This window comes from Amycolatopsis sp. NPDC104863, assembly GCF_055582965.1.
The window spans coordinates 435,728-451,744 of the sequence record NZ_JBVJOW010000008.1 but is presented as its reverse complement, the minus strand read 5'-3'; the positions used below and the strand labels follow the sequence as shown (position 1 = coordinate 451,744).

14 protein-coding genes are annotated in these 16,017 nt (G+C 72.4%); 9 read left to right on the top strand and 5 right to left on the bottom strand.

Annotated elements, in window-relative coordinates:
• The first annotated feature begins 232 nt into the window (after window positions 1-232).
• From ACZ63J_RS38215 to ACZ63J_RS38195, 5 genes are all read left to right on the top strand, one after another.
• Window positions 233-2,860 carry a HAMP domain-containing protein gene (locus tag ACZ63J_RS38215; protein ID WP_465407208.1) on the top strand — a complete coding sequence of 876 codons (2,628 nt, stop codon included), beginning with the start codon at window positions 233-235 and terminating at the stop codon, window positions 2,858-2,860.
• A 1-nt stretch (window position 2,861) separates the two neighbouring features.
• Window positions 2,862-4,043, top strand: coding sequence for a poly-gamma-glutamate synthase PgsB (pgsB, locus tag ACZ63J_RS38210; protein ID WP_465407210.1), 1,182 nt, complete (start codon window positions 2,862-2,864; stop codon window positions 4,041-4,043).
• Window positions 4,040-4,522, top strand: coding sequence for a poly-gamma-glutamate biosynthesis protein PgsC/CapC (locus ACZ63J_RS38205; RefSeq protein WP_465305687.1), 483 nt, complete (start codon window positions 4,040-4,042; stop codon window positions 4,520-4,522). Before pgsB ends, ACZ63J_RS38205 begins: the two co-directional genes overlap by 4 nt.
• A gap of 14 nt (window positions 4,523-4,536) precedes the next feature.
• Window positions 4,537-5,445 carry a hypothetical protein gene (locus ACZ63J_RS38200; RefSeq protein ID WP_465407211.1) on the top strand — a complete coding sequence of 303 codons (909 nt, stop codon included), beginning with the start codon at window positions 4,537-4,539 and terminating at the stop codon, window positions 5,443-5,445.
• A gap of 227 nt (window positions 5,446-5,672) precedes the next feature.
• Complete coding sequence (locus ACZ63J_RS38195) at window positions 5,673-6,062, top strand: hypothetical protein (RefSeq protein WP_465407213.1); 390 nt, start codon at window positions 5,673-5,675, stop codon at window positions 6,060-6,062.
• 1 nt (window position 6,063) lies between these two features.
• Here ACZ63J_RS38195 and ACZ63J_RS38190 read toward each other — a convergent pair whose 3' ends face one another.
• On the bottom strand, window positions 6,064-8,811 hold the full coding sequence (locus ACZ63J_RS38190; RefSeq protein WP_465407215.1) for an AfsR/SARP family transcriptional regulator: 2,748 nt from the start codon (window positions 8,809-8,811) through the stop codon (window positions 6,064-6,066).
• 144 nt (window positions 8,812-8,955) lie between these two features.
• Window positions 8,956-9,474: a lytic polysaccharide monooxygenase auxiliary activity family 9 protein gene (locus tag ACZ63J_RS38185; RefSeq protein ID WP_465305695.1), complete on the bottom strand. Its 519-nt coding sequence runs from the start codon at window positions 9,472-9,474 to the stop codon at window positions 8,956-8,958.
• A 276-nt stretch (window positions 9,475-9,750) separates the two neighbouring features.
• Here ACZ63J_RS38185 and lexA point away from each other — a divergent pair, with 276 nt between their 5' ends.
• Entirely contained in the window at window positions 9,751-10,404 is a 654-nt protein-coding gene (gene lexA / locus ACZ63J_RS38180) for a transcriptional repressor LexA (RefSeq protein ID WP_465305697.1), read from the top strand.
• A 6-nt stretch (window positions 10,405-10,410) separates the two neighbouring features.
• On the opposite strand, the gene ACZ63J_RS38175 is transcribed toward lexA, so the two are convergent.
• Entirely contained in the window at window positions 10,411-11,616 is a 1,206-nt protein-coding gene (locus tag ACZ63J_RS38175) for a cytochrome P450 (RefSeq protein WP_465407217.1), read from the bottom strand.
• 99 nt (window positions 11,617-11,715) lie between these two features.
• Here ACZ63J_RS38175 and ACZ63J_RS38170 point away from each other — a divergent pair, with 99 nt between their 5' ends.
• Together ACZ63J_RS38170 and ACZ63J_RS38165 are read left to right on the top strand one after the other, a co-directional pair.
• Complete coding sequence (locus ACZ63J_RS38170) at window positions 11,716-13,164, top strand: MFS transporter (protein ID WP_465407219.1); 1,449 nt, start codon at window positions 11,716-11,718, stop codon at window positions 13,162-13,164.
• 112 nt (window positions 13,165-13,276) lie between these two features.
• The gene (locus ACZ63J_RS38165) at window positions 13,277-14,029 is read left to right on the top strand and encodes an SDR family NAD(P)-dependent oxidoreductase (protein WP_465407221.1); all 753 of its coding nucleotides are present in this window, start codon (window positions 13,277-13,279) and stop codon (window positions 14,027-14,029) included.
• A 20-nt stretch (window positions 14,030-14,049) separates the two neighbouring features.
• Here the strand turns inward: ACZ63J_RS38165 and ACZ63J_RS38160 are convergent, their stop codons facing one another.
• Together ACZ63J_RS38160 and ACZ63J_RS38155 are read right to left on the bottom strand one after the other, a co-directional pair.
• Window positions 14,050-14,301 (bottom strand): DUF4287 domain-containing protein, encoded by a 252-nt coding sequence (locus ACZ63J_RS38160; RefSeq protein ID WP_465407223.1) that lies wholly within the window; start codon window positions 14,299-14,301, stop codon window positions 14,050-14,052.
• A gap of 77 nt (window positions 14,302-14,378) precedes the next feature.
• Complete coding sequence (locus ACZ63J_RS38155) at window positions 14,379-15,161, bottom strand: class I SAM-dependent methyltransferase (protein WP_465407224.1); 783 nt, start codon at window positions 15,159-15,161, stop codon at window positions 14,379-14,381.
• A gap of 77 nt (window positions 15,162-15,238) precedes the next feature.
• Here ACZ63J_RS38155 and ACZ63J_RS38150 point away from each other — a divergent pair, with 77 nt between their 5' ends.
• Window positions 15,239-15,841, top strand: a complete 603-nt coding sequence (locus ACZ63J_RS38150) for a TetR/AcrR family transcriptional regulator (protein ID WP_465407226.1) — start codon at window positions 15,239-15,241, stop codon at window positions 15,839-15,841.
• Window positions 15,842-16,017 lie beyond the last annotated feature (176 nt).

Here is a 16,017-nt window from a genome sequence, read left to right as displayed (position 1 = left end):
CCAAATTAAGGCACCACGGTGGCGACACGGACGACCACCGTCGGTCGCGACGGGGGTTGACAGCGAGGGCGTGGCGGATCATCCTGAGGCTCGTTCGGAAAGAAACTTTCCTAACAATCGTGGATGTGGACCACCAGTGCCCGGCCACCCGACCCCGGGCCCGCGTTCGCGTCCTTCCCCCGGCCCAGTCACCACGGGCGGCCCCACCAGGCCGCCCGTCCTAGGAGCGTGCATGCGCACCCGCCCCTCCCCCAGTGCGCCGCTTCGCCGGCTGCACGACCGCCTGCCCGAAGCCGGTTTCCCGCGCGGCGCCGGCGCCGCGTCGGCGACCGGGTTCGTGCTCCTGCTGCTGGTGGCCGCGTTCTGCTTCTTCGGCCCGTTCACGCTGCTCAACGACCCGCCGTCCGGCGCGGCGGCCCAGCAGCGGGACGCCGAGTCCCTCGCGAAAGTCGTCGCGGCGTCGGCCACGTCGGCGGCCCACGACCTGCAGGTCGTGGCCGGATCGAAGGCCCTCGACGAGCCGGACGACGGCCGCCTGCTGAGCGCGTTGAGCACGGTGTACCCGTCGTGGCGCGGGGCGGCGCTCCTCGACGCGGGCACCCGCACGCTGCGGGCGGCGTACGGCGAGCCGGTCCCGGCCGACGAGCTCGCGAGCGCGGGCCGGCTCACCGTGCGGCCGGTGGCGCGTCCCGGAGAGGTCCCCCGGCTGCTCAGCGCGATTCCCCTGGCCGGCGGGCGGGTGCTGGTGGTGTCGACCGCGCTGCGCGTGCCCCCGCCTGGCCAGGCGCCGCAGCAGAACATCCGCCTTGTGGCGGCGGGTGGCGCGGTGTTGTACGCCGGTGGCGCCGAGGTGCCTGCTTCGGTGGGCCCTTCGCTGGACACGGCCTCGGCCGCGGCTTCGGCGGGGTCCGGCGTGCTGGTGGGGGCCGGTTCGGAGCCGGTTGTCGCTTACGCGCCGGTGCGGAGCGCGGCCTTCGCCGGTGATCTCGGGCTGGCGGTCGTGACGGTGACGTGGCTGCCTGCGGACAGCGCCCCGCCGAGGTGGCCGGGCGAGGTCTTCGGGATTGCGCTGGTGGTGCTGGCGGTGGTGGGCACGTTCCTGCTGCGGCGTGGTTTGGTGCGGCCGATCCGGCGGTTGCGCGCGGACGCCCTGGCCGTCGCGGACGGGGATCGCGCGGAACCGGTGAGGTCAACGCGGACGGCGGAGGTAGGCCGGGCAGCGGCAGCGATGGAGACGATGCGGCGGCGGTTGCTCGGCGATGCCCTCGGCAGTGCGTCCGCTGGTACCGCAGAGCGGAGCATCGGTGCCCGGCGGTTGCTCGGCGATGCAGAGACGGCGGCTGCCGGTCCTTCCCCGCAGGGCATACCCGCCCGGCTGCCCGCAGAGCGGGACATCCGCGCAAGGCGGCTGCTCGACGACGCTGAAACAGCGGCTGCCGCTCCTTCCCGACAGGGCATACCCGCCCAGCTGCCCACAGGTACCGCACAGCGGCGCATCCGCGCAAGGCAGCTGCTCGACGACGCTGAAACGGCGGTTGTCGCTCCTTCCCGACAGGGCATACCCGCCCAGCTGCCCACAGGTACCGCACAGCGGGACATCCGCGCAAGGCAGCTGCTCGACGACGCTGAAACGGCGGCTGCCGCTCCTACCCGGCAGGGCATACCCGCCCAGCTGCCCACAGGTACCGCACAGCGGAGCATCGGCGCACGACTGCTCGGCAAACCCCGCTCGGCGACCACGCACCGCGGCACGCCCGCCGGCGCCCTAGCCCGCCGTGGCATCAGCGCCCGGCTGCTCGGCAAGTCCCGTTCGGCGACCGCCCACAGCGGCACCCCGGCCCGCACCGCCCGCCGAGGCATCCCCGCCCGGCTGCTCATCGGCGTCGTCACCCTCGCCCTCCTCGGCTGGTCCGCCGCGGTCTTCTGCGCCCTCGGCCTCCAAGGCACCCGCGTCCCCTCCACCCTCATCGCCGAGCAGGAAGTTCGGCTCGACCGCTCCGCCGATGCCCTCCGCTCCGGCCTCACCCACGGCCTCGCCGAACTCCGCGGCGCGGCCCGGCTCAGCTCCGGCGAGCCCGACGCCGCACTCCCCGCCCTCGTCGACCGGTTGGTGACCGATCCCGCCTTCCGCAGTGTCTACGTCACCGATCCGGCCGGGACCGTCCGCGCGCTCGGCGGGCGCGCACCCCTGCGGGACGGCCCGATTCCCGCCGGGGACGGGCTGCGGCAGCACAACACCAGTGGCCGCGTGCCCGTCGTCTACGCCTCGGTGCGGCTGGACGGCGATCGGACGCTCGTCGGCGAGTTCGACGTCACCCGGCTCGCGCAGCCGCTGCAGTCCGCCGGTGCACGGGTGCGGGTGCTCGACAGCGGTGACCGGACCATCGTCGACACCCAGGGTTACCTCGCCTTCCAGCAGCTCGGCGACCCCGGTCTGCGCGCCGCGACCGCCGCCGCTCGCGGTGGGCAGTCGCCGGGCCAGGTCAACGGTGCCGCGCTCGTCGCCGCCCAGAGTGTCGCGCAGCGGGGGCCCGCCAGTGCGCTGGGCTGGGTCGTGCTGGCCGAACAGCCCGTCGGCGGCCTCGGCGCCGCGGACAACTCCGTCCGGGCCGCCGCCCTGCTCACCGCCGTCCTCGCGGTGCTGCTCGGCGGCTGGCACGAGCTGGTCGTCGTCCGGCCGCTGCGCCGGGTCGCCGCGGCCGCGGAACGCGCCGCCGCCGGTGATCCGGAAACCGTGTACGCGCAACGCCTCGACGAGATCGGCACCGTGGCGTCCTGTGTGGACCTCTGCCGCCGGGAGCTGGCCGCGGGCACCGTGGCCGACGAAGAAGCACCCGTGCTCGTCGGGAACCGGTCCTGACATGGTCTTCCTCTACTGCGTCCTGCTGCTCGGCGCGGGCGGGCTGCTCGCCGGCGGGATCGTCGAACAGCGTCACCACTACGCGCACCTGCGGTCGATCCCGCACCGCTTGCTGGTCAACGGCATCCGCGGCAAGAGCTCCATCACCCGGCTGTGCGCCGGCGCCCTGCGCGCGGGTGGCATCGTGACCGCGGCGAAGACCACCGGCACCGCGGCCCGGTTCATCCACCCCGACGGCAGCGAGGAACCCGTCTACCGCAAGTTCGGCCTCGCCAACGTCGTCGAGCAGCTCGCCATCGTCCGCCGCGCCGCCGCGCACCGGCCGAACGCGCTGGTGATCGAGTGCATGGCCGTCCAGCCGGACCTGCAGGAGCTCAACCAGGAGAAGCTGATCCAGTCCACGATCGGCGTGCTGTGCAACGTCCGCGAGGACCATCTGGCCGAGATGGGGCCGACGCTCGACGACGTCGCCCGCTCGCTGTGCCGGTCGATGCCGGTGGGCGGGGTGTGCGTCACGGCCGAGCGCGAGCGGCTGGCGATCCTGCGCGAGGAGGCCGCCCGGCGCGACTGCGAGCTCGTCGTCGTCGACCCGGAGTCGGTGACCGACGCCGAGCTGAGCGGGTTCACCTGGATCACGTTCAAGGAGAACGTCGCCATCGCGCTCGCCGTGGCGGACCGGCTGAGCGTGCCGCGGCAGCTCGCGCTCGAGGGCATGTGGGCGGCCCCGCCCGATCCGGGGGTGCTGCGCGTGCACCACTACCGGTCCGCACGCGGGCGGCTGCGGTTCGCGAACGTCTTCGCCGCCAACGACCCGGAGTCGACGCTGATGAACATCGAGCAGCTGCGCGGGCAGCGCGCCATCGGCGACCCGCTGCACGTCGTCATCAACTGCCGCCCGGACCGCGTGGAGCGCAACGGCCAGATGGGCGCGCTGGTGCCGTCGATCGCGCCCGAACGGGTGCTGCTGATCGGCGAGCCGACGCGCAGCGCCCGCGTCGCCATCCCGGACGGGTGGCACGACCGGGTGATCGACCTCGGTGGCCACCGGCCCGCCGGGGAGCTGGTGCGGGAGCTGCTCGCCGGCCAGGACGGCGAGCTGTCCGTCGTCGCCATCGGCAACATCCACGGTCAGGGTGAGCTGCTCGTCGAGGAGCTCGCGAAGCTGCCGGCCGGTCAGTCGTGAACACCATCGGGCTGGCCCCCGAGATCGCCACGATCGGCCTGGCCATCGGCCTGCTGCTGTCCCTGGTCTGCTACCTCACGACGAACCTGTCCCCCGGCGGCATGATCACCCCCGGCTGGCTGGCGCTGACGCTCGTCGAGGACTACCGGCGTGCCGCGGTCATCGTGTTCATGACGGCGCTGACCTACGGCGGCACCAAAGTGCTGCAGCGCCTGGTGATCCTGTACGGCAAGCGGCTCTTCGCGGCGGTGGTGCTGCTCGGGGTCGTGCTGCAGGTGTCGCTGGTCGTGTTCCTGCAGGCTGGGTTCCCGCTGCTGTTCGTGCACCAGACGCTCGGGTTCGTGGTGCCGGGGCTCATCGCCTACCAGCTGGTGCGCCAGCCGCCCGGCGCGACGCTGCTGGCGACCGGCGGGGTGAGCGTCGTCAGCTACGCGGTGCTCGCCAGCGGCGCCCTGATCGGCCTCGTCCCGACGGTGTGAGTGGAGGGAAGCGCATGTGGCGCAGGTTCGGGCGGGTTCTGGTGCTGGCCACGGTGATCGTGGTGTCCGGGACGGCGTCGGTGTACTACGCGCGCCAGGAGCAGGACGAGCTGGCGATCACCGCCGTGGCCGCGACCGCCGGCGCGACGCCGATGGGCGGCACCCACCGGTTCGCCCGCCTCACCGACCCGCCGCGGACGGTCCTGACGACCCCCGGCGGCGCGGTGCTGGCGACGATGACCGACGGCGCGCGCACGGTGGTGCTGACCGGCCCGGCGCGGGTGTTCCGTGAACCGAGCTTCCCGTCGGCGGCGGTGACGAGCACGGCGTGGGTCCGGCTCGCACCCCAGCCGTGGACCGCGGGAGCCGAGCGGGCGCCGTGGTTCGGCCCGTGGCTGGCGGGCGCGCTCGGGAGTACCACGCCCGACGTCCTCGGCGTCGCGCTGCAGTACATCGAAGGCGCACCAACGGTTTTCGACCCGGCCGGCGTCCGCATCGCAGGCGACGCCGCGTTCGCCGACAACGCGGACTTCGACCGTTATCTCCACGGCTCCGGCACGCTCGACAGCGCCGGGTTCGTCCGGCTGGTGTACGGCTATCGGGAGGGATTCCCGGTGCGGGGCAGCGGACTGCCTCGGGAAGCCGTCACGATGTCGGCGTCGGGCCCGGGGACCGCGGTCGTGCCGGACGCTCACCGCCCGGCGACTGGTTACTCGCGACTGCAGCCTGGGGATCTGCTGTTCTTCGCGCCGGCGCCGAAGGGTGAGGTGTCGCAGGTGGGCATCTATCTTGGGGTCGACGGCGATGGTCATCGGCGGGTGCTGTCCAGCCGGAAAGCCGCTGATGGGCCCAGTTTTGGTGCGTCTTCGCTTGATGGTGAGAGCAAGTTCGCGCAGGAGTTCCGCTCGGCGAAACGGTTGTAGGCCGCGCAGAATGGTAGGTCAGCCCGAGCCGTCCCGGATCACCCCACGTCGGTGACCCGGCCGGGGACATCGCGACCGGATGCGAGGGACTATGCCCTTCCAGTGGCAGATCGCGACCTCCAGCGCAGCGCGTGCGCTGATCACGTTGATCGGTGTGTTCGCCGGTTCGGCCTTGACCGGCCGAACCCAGCGAAGACAGTGGAATCGGACGAAGCAGATCGACACGTGTGCCGGCGTTCTCGCCGAAGCGACACGAATCAGCCACGCACTCGCGGCCAAGTGGCGGCGGGGCACCCCCGGTCGAGTGGGTCACCTGGAACCAGGCGCTCGCGGCCGTCTGGCTGGTCGGCGAGGCGGAAGTCGTCGAAGAGGCATTGAACATCGACAAGACTTTCTGGATCCAGAACGATCGGATCAACCGCGGTGAAATCACCGAGGATTCGGTGTGGACGCCCGTCCTTGACCTGATGGACGCCGATCGGTTGAAGTTCGTGAACGCTGTCCGAGCGCACATCGTCGAATCGGGCAAGCCGCTGACCGCGGTGCCCTCCGGCCGCACGGTGCTCGATCAGCCGCCGTCCGATCCCCACGCGCAAGAAATCCCTCACCCGTTGTGAGCTACGGCTCGAGGTCGTCCAGAAGCTGCCGCAGCCGTTCCGCGTCCTCGTCACGGCCCTGCCCGCGAAAAAGCTCGAGCGCCTCCCCCCACGCGGTCCGAGCCACGTCACGATTGCCCAGCGCCGCGTGTGGATGGCCGAGCCCCTCCAGGGTCTCCGCCACCTGGAACAGGTTCGTGCGGTCCCGCCGCAGGGCGAGCGCCTGCTCGTAGTACCCGATCGCGCGCTCGTGGTGGCCCGTGTGGTGCTCGATGTAACCGAGGCTGTCCACGGCGTTCGCCTTGCCGTTGCTGTCCTCGTGGTCCTCGTAGTACGGCAACGCGGCTTCACAGTGGGCACGCGCGGTGTCGAAGTCGCCGATGCGGGCGGCGAACCAGCCCGCGTGGTTCAACGCGCGGGCCACCCACACCGGCTGCGCCGCCGGGCGAAAGAGCGAAAGGGTCTGGGCGGCGTGTTCGTACGCCCGCTGCCCGTCGCCCTGACCCGCCACCGCCCAGGACAGGACGTGGTGGGCGAGCGCCTGTTCCGTGTGGTCGTCGTGCTGCTTCGCCAGTTCCAGCGCCTGGCTCAGGTGCCCGATCGCTTCCTCGGTCCGGCCCAGGTTGACGTACGCGTCGCCCAAGAGGCGGTGCGCCCGGGTCCGGGCGGCCGGGTCGGGGGCCGCGTCGAGGGCCGCGCGCCAGACCGCCAGGCGGTCGTGGCGGTGGCCGCGCCAGAGGTGGAACGTGTGCAACGCCCAGGCCAGGTGCCACACCGTGTGCGGCAGGCCGAGTGACACCGCCGTCTGCTGCGCGGCCAGCAGGTTGCCGTGCTCACGCTCGAACCACGCCATCGCCGCCTGGTCGTCGCGCAGCGGCTCCGGTTCGGCGCCGGGCGCGGCCGACGGGGGCCGCATGGGCGGGCGGTGCGGGTCGACCAGGCTGTCGGCCGCGTACGCGGTGTGGGTGTAGAAGTCGAGCACCCGTCGCAGCGCCGCCTCCCGGACGTCGGCGTCGAGCTCGCGGCCGGCGGCGTAGTCGCGGACCAGGTCGTGCATCGTGTAGCGGGCGCCCGGGCGGCGCGTCAGCAGGGACGCCTCCTCCAGCGTGCCGAGGACCTTCGCCGCCCGCCGGGGCGGCAGCCCGGTGAGCGCGGCCGCCGCGGGCAGGCCGATGTCGCGCCCGGGCGCGATGCCCAGGAGCGCGAAGACGGTCCGCTGCTCGTCGCTCAGCCCGCGCAGTGACCAGGACAGGACCGTGGGCAGGCTGATCGTCGGTTCGTCGTCGTCGAGCGCGTGCAGGCCCAGCTCGCGCATCTCGGCGGCGAACTCGGCCAGCGGGATGTGCGGCCGGGTCTGGGCGTGGCGGCTCACGATCGCCAGGGCCAGTGGATACCGGCCGCACAGCCCGATCAGCTCGTCGGTCGCCTCGGACTCTGCCGCGACGCGCGCCTCGCCGAGCCGCTCCACCAGCAGGCGGTGCGCTTCGTCCCGGGTCAGCGTGTCCAGCTGGAGGTGGCGGGCGCCGTAGCGGGTGATCAGCGTGGCGAAGTGCCGCCGTCCGGTCACGACGACCGTGCCGGCCGAACCGCCGGGCAGCAGCGGGATCACCTGCTCGGGGCCACCGGCGTTGTCCAGCACGATCAGCATCCGCTTGCCCTCGACCGTCTTGCGGTACAACGCCGCCTGGGCCTCGGGGTCGGCCGGGATGCGGTCGGGGTCGACGCCCAGCGTGTCGAGGAAGCCGCGCACCACGACCGCCGGCTCCACCGGGTCGCTCGCGGGCGAGAACCCGTGGAGGTCGGCGAACAGCCGGCCGTCGGGGAACTCGTCGCGGCGCAGGTGCGCCCAGTGCAGCGCCAGCCAGGTCTTGCCGATCCCGCCGGCGCCGGCGAGGGCGGAGATCTGCACCGTCCGGCCCTGCCCGGACCCGATGCCGGCCGCGGCGTCGAGCGCGGCCAGCTCGTCCGCCCGGCCGACGAACGACCCCGGCGCGGGCGGCAGCGAGTGCGGCACGACGCCGGTGTCCGGCCGGGCGGGCGTGGTCAGCTCCGGGTCCCCGCGGAGGATTCGCCGGTGCAGCTCGCTCAGCGGCGGGCTGGGATCGGCGCCGAGGTCGCCGGCGAGCCGCTGCCGGGTCTGCTCGAAGTGCCGCAGGGCGTCGGCCTGGCGGCCGCAGCGGTACAGCACGACCATGAGCTGACCGGCCAGGCGTTCGTCGAGCGGGTGCGAACGGGTCCGCGCCGTCAGGCCGGGGAGCAGCTCGGCGTGCTCGCCCCGGCGCAGCCGCAGGTCGGCGTGGTCCAGCTCCACGGCGAGGTGGTCGGCCTCCAGGGCCTGGCGCAGGTCCCGCGCCCACGGCGTGTCCAGGTCGGCGAGCGGGCCGTCGTGCCAGAGCTCGAGTGCCTGCTCGAACAGCGCGGCGGCGTCGGCGTCCTCCGCGGCGCGAGCCCGCGTGGCCAGCCGGCGGAAGCGGTGCAGGTCCACCAGCTCCGGGTCGACGCGCAGGCGGTAACCCCCGGCGGACCGCTCGATGACGGGCCCGGGCAGGGAGCTCCGCAGCCGGGACAGGTAGCTGTACAAGGTGTTTCGCGCCCGGTGCGGCGGCCGGTCGCCCCAGACGCGTTCGATCAGCTGCTCGACCGAGACCGGCTGGTTGGCGTCGGCGAGCAGGGCCGCCAGGACCCAGCGCTGCCGGGCGTGACCGAGCTCTACGGGGCGGCCGTCGACCGCCGCCCCGACCGCGCCCAGCAGGGTGAACGCCACCGCCATCGCGCACTCTCCTCCCCCGAGGTGACCTGGCGATTCAAGCTACACCCAAGATCGGGCCACGGTCGGCCGGGCATGGTGGTGGGTGTCCGGCGAAGGGGGAGGTGCCGGCCGCCCGGGAGCCGCGCGCTCCCGGGCGGCCGGGGCTCAGCCGACCTGCAGGTCGATGCAGGAGTAGAAGGCGTTCGCCGTGTCGGCGATGTTCCACACGGCCAGCACCGTCTGCCGTCCGGTGTGGCCGGACAGGTCGACCTGGTGCGAAACGGTTTCCGGCGGCTGCTCGTTGTTGCCGCTGATGTCGGCGACCTTGTCGTTGCCGATCCAGTACTCGTAGTTCGACGTCTTGTGGCGCGCGGTGAAGGTCCACGTGAAGGTCGCGTTGGCGCCGATCGGCGTGGCGTGCCAGCCCTTGTTGTTGTCGTTGAGCTCCGCGAACTGCGCGAGCCCGCCGTTGCAGGACTTCAGGCCCTTCGGCCCTTCGACGCTCTGCGGCTCGTACGTGATCTGGCCACAGGACACCGTGCCCTGGGCACACTGCGCCTGACGGCTGGCCGGGGAGTTCACGTAGCCGTGCGCGCTCGCGATCCCGGCGGGGTTGAGCACCACCAGCACCGGGGCGAGGAGAGCACCCGCGGCGACCGCGACCAGCTTCCGGTTCGCTTTCATACCAGCTCCTTCGGGGACAGGCTCGCTTCCCGCCGCCGGGCACGGCGAAATCACGGCCGCGGCCCCGGTAAGAGGCCTGCCGCTCGCGGGAAGGGGTTCGAGCGAAGGAAAATTGTGGTCTAGACCATACGTCCGATCGAGACTCAGGTCAACAGATGGCAAAGTGCGGGTTCATGTTGGTAAGACGCCAACCGTCACCCGATGTTCCGGTGAGCGGGACCGACACGCCGGGGCCAGGCGGCGGCGCGCGGGGCGGATGCCTCTAGGATTCGGCCGGTGACCACCTACGACGACACCTTCGACCACCTCGACGCCTCGGCCCTGCCGGAGCGGCAGCAGCGGATCCTGGTCGCGATCCGGGACTGGGTGGTCCGGCACGGCTACTCCCCCAGCACGCGCGAGATCGGCGAGGCCGTCGGCCTGCTGTCGACGTCGTCGGTGTCGAAGCACCTGGCGAGCCTGGAGGACAAGGGTTTCCTGCGCCGCGGCGCCACGGTGTCCCGCCCGATCGACGTGCGTGCGTTCCTGCACGGCCCCGCCGCGGCCGAGGACGGCGACTCGGTCCCGGTGCCCGTGGTCGGCGACATCGCCGCCGGCACCCCGATTTCGGCGGTCGAGCACGTCGACGACGTCCTCAAGCTGCCCCGCGACCTCACCGGCCGCGGCACGGTCTTCGGCCTGCGCGTCCGCGGCGACTCGATGATCGACGCCGCCATCTGCGACGGCGACATCGTCGTGGTGAAGCAGCAGGCCGAGGCCCACTCGGGACAGATCGTCGCGGCGATGATCGACGAAGAGGCGACGGTGAAGGTGTACCGCCGCCGCAACGGCCACGTCTACCTCGAGCCCCGCAACCCGGCGTACGACGTCATCGACGGCGACCGCGCCACGATCCTCGGCACGGTCGTTTCGGTGCTGCGCAGCGTCTGACCCGCTTCACCAGGTGACGGGCAGCTCGTAAACCCCATACACCGACCCGTCGTGCTTGAACGGGATCCGCTCGACCTCCGTCGCCAGCGCGAGGGTCGGGATCCGCCGGTACAGCGTGCTGTAGACGACCTGCAGCTCGAGCCGGGCGAGCGGCTGGCCGAGGCACTGGTGGATGCCGAACCCGAACGCGACGTGACGACGCGCGTCGCGGTTCAGGTCGAGGCGGTCTCCGTCCGGGAACACCGCCGGGTCGCGGTTCGCGACGTCGTTGGCCAGGATCAGGCCCTCGCCCGCGCGGATCACGTGGCCGTCGACTTCGATGTCCTCCAAGGCCACGCGGCGGCGTCCGTTGTGCGTGATGTTCAAGTACCGCAACAGTTCCTCGACCGCGGACCGGACCAGCGCGGGGTCGTCGGACTCCCGCAGCAGCGCCAGCTGGTCCGGGTGCTCCAGCAGGGCCAGCGTGCCGAGCGCGATCATGTTCGCCGTCGTCTCGTGGCCGGCGATGAGCAGGAGGACGCCCATCTGCGCGGCCTCCAGCCGGGTCAGCTCGCCCGCGTGGACCCGGGCGGCGAGACCCGAAAGCAGGTCGTCGGCGGGGCGCTCGAGCTTCTCGCCGACCAGCCGGTCGAGGTAGCCGACGAGCGCCTGGTGGCCGGCGGCCCGCTCCTCGGGCTTCGCGTCCCGCCGGATGATGACCTTGCTGTTGTCCTGGAAGAAGCCGTGGTCGGCGTACGGGACGCCGAGCAGCTCGCAGATCACCAGTGACGGCACCGGCAGCGCGAACGCCTCGACGAGGTCGACCGGCTTCGGCCCGGCCAGCAGCTCGTCGAGGAGGTCGTCGACGATCTTCTGCACCGCCGGGCGCATCGCCTCGACGCGGCGGATCGTGAACGGCGCCGTCACCATCTTGCGCAGCCGCGCGTGCTCGGGGTTGTCCATCAGGATGAAGCTGATGCCGGTGCCGCCCTTCGGCAGCGGCGCCGGGCTCGGGTAGCCGGGACGGGTGATGTCGGCGCTGACGCGCGGATCGGCCAGCAGCGTGCGCTGGTCGGCGTGCCGGGTCACCAGCCACGGCGTGCTGCCGTCCCACAACCGGACCCGGGCGAGGGGTGTTTCGCCCTGCAGCGCGCGGGCCGCGGGCGGCGGGTCGAACGGGCAGCCGGCGGCGCGGGTCATCGGGAACTCGGGGGTCTCGGCGGTGCTCGTCATCGTTCCTCCGCGGTGGCCGTCAGTTCGTGATCAGTCAACCCACGACTGCTACGCTAAGTCAAGCGACTGCTTTAATTCGGACATCCGGAGGACCTCCCCGTGCTCGACCCATCCACTCCCGCGAGAGAGGCCTCCTCGCGCGGGAACCTCGTCGTCGCGGTCCTCGCGCTCGCGGGCATCACCGTCTCGCTGATGCAGACGCTGGTGATCCCGCTGATCCCGGCCCTGCCGGGGCTGCTGCACGCCTCCGCCGCGGACGCGACCTGGGCCATCACCGCGACCCTGCTCGCGGGCGCGGTGGCGACCCCGACCATGGGCCGGCTCGGCGACATGTACGGCAAGCGGCGGATGCTGCTGATCAGCCTCGGCGCGCTGGTCGCCGGCTCGGCGATCGGCGCGCTCTCGGACACGCTCGTGCCGATGGTCGCCGGGCGGACGCTGCAGGGCCTCGCCGCGGGCGTGATCCCGCTCGGGATCAGCATCATGCGGGACGAGCTGCCGGCCGAACGGCTCGGCTCCGCGACGGCGCTGATGAGCGCGTCGCTCGGGGTCGGCGGCGCGCTGGGCCTGCCCGCGGCGGCGCTGCTCGCCGAAAACGCCGACTGGCACGTGCTCTTCTGGACCTCGGCCGGGCTCGGCCTGGTCGTCACCGCCCTGGTCGTCGCGCTTGTGCCCGAGTCGCCGGTGCGCACCGGCGGCCGCTTCGACGTCCCTGGCGCGGCGGGGCTTTCGATCGCGCTGGTGTGCCTGCTGCTGGCGATCTCGAAGGGCGCCGACTGGGGCTGGGGCAGCGCGGCGACGCTGGGCCTGTTCGCCGCGGCGGTGGTCGTCCTGCTGCTGTGGGGACGCTGGGAGCTGCGGACCCGGCAGCCGCTGGTGGACCTGCGGACCACGGCGCGGCGCCAGGTGCTGCTGACCAACATCGCGTCCGCGGTGTTCGGCTTCGCGATGTTCGCGATGTCGCTGGTCCTGCCGCAGCTGCTGCAGCTGCCGGCGGCCACCGGCTACGGCCTCGGCCGGTCGATGCTGACGGTGGGCCTGGTGATGGCGCCGTCCGGGCTGGTGATGATGGTGCTGGCCCCGGTGTCCGCGCGCATCTCCCGCACCCGCGGCCCGAAGACGACGCTGATGCTCGGCGCGGTCGTCGTCGCGGCCGGGTACGGCCTCGGGATCGTCCTGATGAGCGCGACCTGGCACCTCGTGCTGGTCTCGAGCGTCATCGGCGCGGGGATCGGGCTGGCGTACGGCGCGATGCCCGCGCTCGTGATGGGGGCGGTGCCGGTGTCGGAAACCGCCGCGGCCAACAGCCTCAACACGCTGATGCGGTCGATCGGGACGTCGGTTTCCAGCGCCACGGCCGGGTTGGTGTTGGCCCGGCTGACCGTCCGGTTCGGACCGGTGGACCTGCCGTCGGAGGGCGGGTTCCGGTTGGTGCTGGCGATGGGCTCGGCCGCGGCGCTGATCGCGCTGGCCGTCGCCGCCTTCCTGCCGCGGCACTCGGTCCCCGCTCCCCCGAGCCCGCGGCCGGCGGCGGCGGTGGGCCGCTGACCGACGGCCGCGGCGGCGGTTCGCGAGCGGTGCGCGTCCGGTCAGCGTGGGGCGGAAACCTTCGGTCAGCGCCGGGCCACCACGGCCCGGCACCGACCCGGAGGAGCCGGACATGACGAAGAACGCCTTGGTGACCGGGGCTTCGCGAGGGATCGGCCGCGCGGTCGCCCGGCGGCTGGCCGCCGACGGCGCCGTGGTCGCCGTGCACCACGGCGGCAACGAGGTCGCCGCCAAGGAGACCGTCGCGCTGATCGAAGACGCCGGTGGGCGCGCTTTCGCCGTAGCGGCCCGGTTCGGGGAACCCGGCGCCGTCGAGCTGCTGGCCGACGCGGTCACCGAAGCGTTCGGCGCCACCGGGCTGGACATCCTGGTGAACAACGCGGGCATCGGCTCGCACAGCACCATCGGCCAGGTGACCGAGGAGGAGCTGGACCGGATCCTGGCCGTCAACGTCAAGACGCCGATGCTGCTGGTCCAACGGCTGATGCCGCTGCTGAACGACGGCGGCCGGGTGGTCACCGTCGGCTCGATGGCCTCGCGGATCGCGGTGCAGAGCCAGATCGCCTACACCGTCAGCAAAGCCGCGGTCGAGGCGCTCGCGCCGACCCTGGCGAACGAGCTCGGCCGCCGCGGGATCACGGTCAACACCGTCGCGCCCGGGCCGATCCGGACCGACCTGACCGAGCCGCTGCTGGCGATCCCCGAGGCGGCCGCCGGGCTCACCGCGATGACCGCGCTGGGCCGGATCGGCGAACCCGAGGACGTCGCCGACGTGGTCGGGTTCCTGGCCGGGCCGGGGGGCCGTTGGATCACCGGCCGCACCTTGGACGTCTCCGGCGGCACGTACCTCGGCCCGATCGCCTGAGCCGGCGCCGGCCGCCCGGGTCAGGCCCGGGCGGCCATGCCGTCGAGGTGGAGCACGCCGTCGGTGTGGTGCTCGGCGACGAACTCGGAGCCCTTGGTGACGAGCCGCGCGATCGCCGTCGCGTGGCCGTGTCCGAGGCCGTGGTCGGTCTTCAGCCACGAGACGATCTCGCCGTGCTTCGTGAGCTTCTTCTCCGCCGCGAGGCCGAGGAACGCACGCGGGGTGATGCCGGTCTGCTTCTCGGCGTTGTCGAGGTAGGCCTGGAAGGACATGGGGACTCCCGGGGATCGGCCGAAGGTTCTTCGGTCTGGCTGACTGGTCCCCAAGGTCTCACCGACAACTTTTTTTGTCAAGACTTCCGCGCGACCACCGCCAGCGTGGTGTACGGCAGCGTGAAGCCACCGCCGAGCGCGTCGATCGCCGCGCCGACGCCGGAAAGCACGTCCGCCAGCGCTTCGGGCTCGAGCCGCGTCAGCCCGCCGGTGGTGGGCAGCAGGTCCAGCCATTCGTCGCGGGTGTAGGACTGCGCCCAGTCGAACGACCACCGCTCGGGCTCACCGAAGCGTCCCGACTCCCGGATGCCGTCGGCGAATTTCGTGAACATGACTTCGTAGAGCTCGCCGGGACTTCGCTGCTCCGCGGCGAGCGGCCACTCGGGCCGCACCCGCCGGAGCCCCTGGGCGACGGCGTCCGCGACCGGGGCCGGCGGCTGGAACACGTGCGCGAAGAGGGCGAGCACCCCGCCCGGGCGCAGGACGCCCGCCACCTTGGCGGCGCCGGCGACGGGATCGACCCAGTGCCAGGACTGCCCGGCGACGACCGCGTCGAAGGTCCGCCCGGCACTGTCCCAGTCCTCGAACTTCGCGACTTCGACGTCAACACCGCTGCCGCGCGCGAACTCGGCCATCCGCGGATCGGGATCAACCCCGAGCACCCGGCGACCCGCGGCACCGAGCTGCCGCGCCACGATCCCGGTGCCACAGCCGACGTCGAGGAAGTCGGGGCCGGGACTGGCGGCGACCACACGGGCCACCAGTTCGGCGGGATACTCGGGCCGAGCCCGGTCGTAGCGTCCGGCGTCGACCCCGAAGGATTCAGCGAAGGCACGCGCCTCATGAGGTTGAGTGGGCATGCGCCCACTTTAATGGGCAAGCGCCCACTCGGGCAACCACCCGAGCGTTCGCCCGGGGCGTAACGGAGAATGAGGACATGCCCACCGGTGTCCACCTGCGCGACGTCCGCCAGCAGCTGTTCCAGGCGGCGGAGCGGATCCTCCTCCGCGACGGCCCGAACGCCCTGACCAGCCGAGCAGTCACCACGGAGGCAGACGTCGCAAAAGGCGTGCTCCACCGCCACTTCACGGACTTCGACGCGTTCCTGGCCGAACTGGTCCAGGACCGCATCACCCGCCTGACGGACCAGTCAGCACTCCTGGAGGCATCAGCAGGAACCCGCACGGTCTCAACAAACCTGACAGACGCCCTGACCGAGCTGTTCGACCCGGTCTCCATCGCGCTGACAAGCCTGGTCTTCATCCGAGACGAGCTCCGCACCCGCCTACGCCGCCCAAACGACAACGGACTGCCGTTCCTAACAGAAGCAAGGGAGATGCTGACGACCTACCTGACAGCAGAACGCGCCCAAGGCCGCATCGCAGCAGACGCCAAGGTGGACTCCCTGTCCCTGTCCCTGATCGGCGCAAGCCACCTGCTCTTCGCAGGCCGCCAACCAAAAACCCTCCCCGACCCAGCAGAGCTGGAAAAACTGATCGAGACAGTAATGGCCGACGTCCTCCAACGCCGCCTGCTGTAGCCGATCCAAAATGGACGAACCCCGAAAACGCAACCACACGCGGGGGTCCGGGGGCTCGCCCCCGGCGGAGGCGTGGGGGGGCGGCCCCCCCCCAATCCAAACCAAAGAGACCCCCTTTTTCTCTTTCCCCCCCCAGGGCCCCCCCCCACACCCCCTGCTCTCCCCGGGTCACCCCA

Coding starts and splice junctions, on each gene's coding strand:
- ACZ63J_RS38215 (WP_465407208.1), top strand. CDS start 233: ATGCGCACCCGCCCCTCCCCCAGTGCGCCGCTTCGCCGGCTGCACGAC.
- pgsB (WP_465407210.1), top strand. CDS start 2,862: ATGGTCTTCCTCTACTGCGTCCTGCTGCTCGGCGCGGGCGGGCTGCTC.
- ACZ63J_RS38200 (WP_465407211.1), top strand. CDS start 4,537: ATGTGGCGCAGGTTCGGGCGGGTTCTGGTGCTGGCCACGGTGATCGTG.
- ACZ63J_RS38190 (WP_465407215.1), bottom strand. CDS start 8,811: ATGGCGGTGGCGTTCACCCTGCTGGGCGCGGTCGGGGCGGCGGTCGAC.
- ACZ63J_RS38185 (WP_465305695.1), bottom strand. CDS start 9,474: ATGAAAGCGAACCGGAAGCTGGTCGCGGTCGCCGCGGGTGCTCTCCTC.
- ACZ63J_RS38175 (WP_465407217.1), bottom strand. CDS start 11,616: ATGACGAGCACCGCCGAGACCCCCGAGTTCCCGATGACCCGCGCCGCC.
- ACZ63J_RS38165 (WP_465407221.1), top strand. CDS start 13,277: ATGACGAAGAACGCCTTGGTGACCGGGGCTTCGCGAGGGATCGGCCGC.
- ACZ63J_RS38160 (WP_465407223.1), bottom strand. CDS start 14,301: ATGTCCTTCCAGGCCTACCTCGACAACGCCGAGAAGCAGACCGGCATC.
- ACZ63J_RS38155 (WP_465407224.1), bottom strand. CDS start 15,161: ATGCCCACTCAACCTCATGAGGCGCGTGCCTTCGCTGAATCCTTCGGG.
- ACZ63J_RS38150 (WP_465407226.1), top strand. CDS start 15,239: ATGCCCACCGGTGTCCACCTGCGCGACGTCCGCCAGCAGCTGTTCCAG.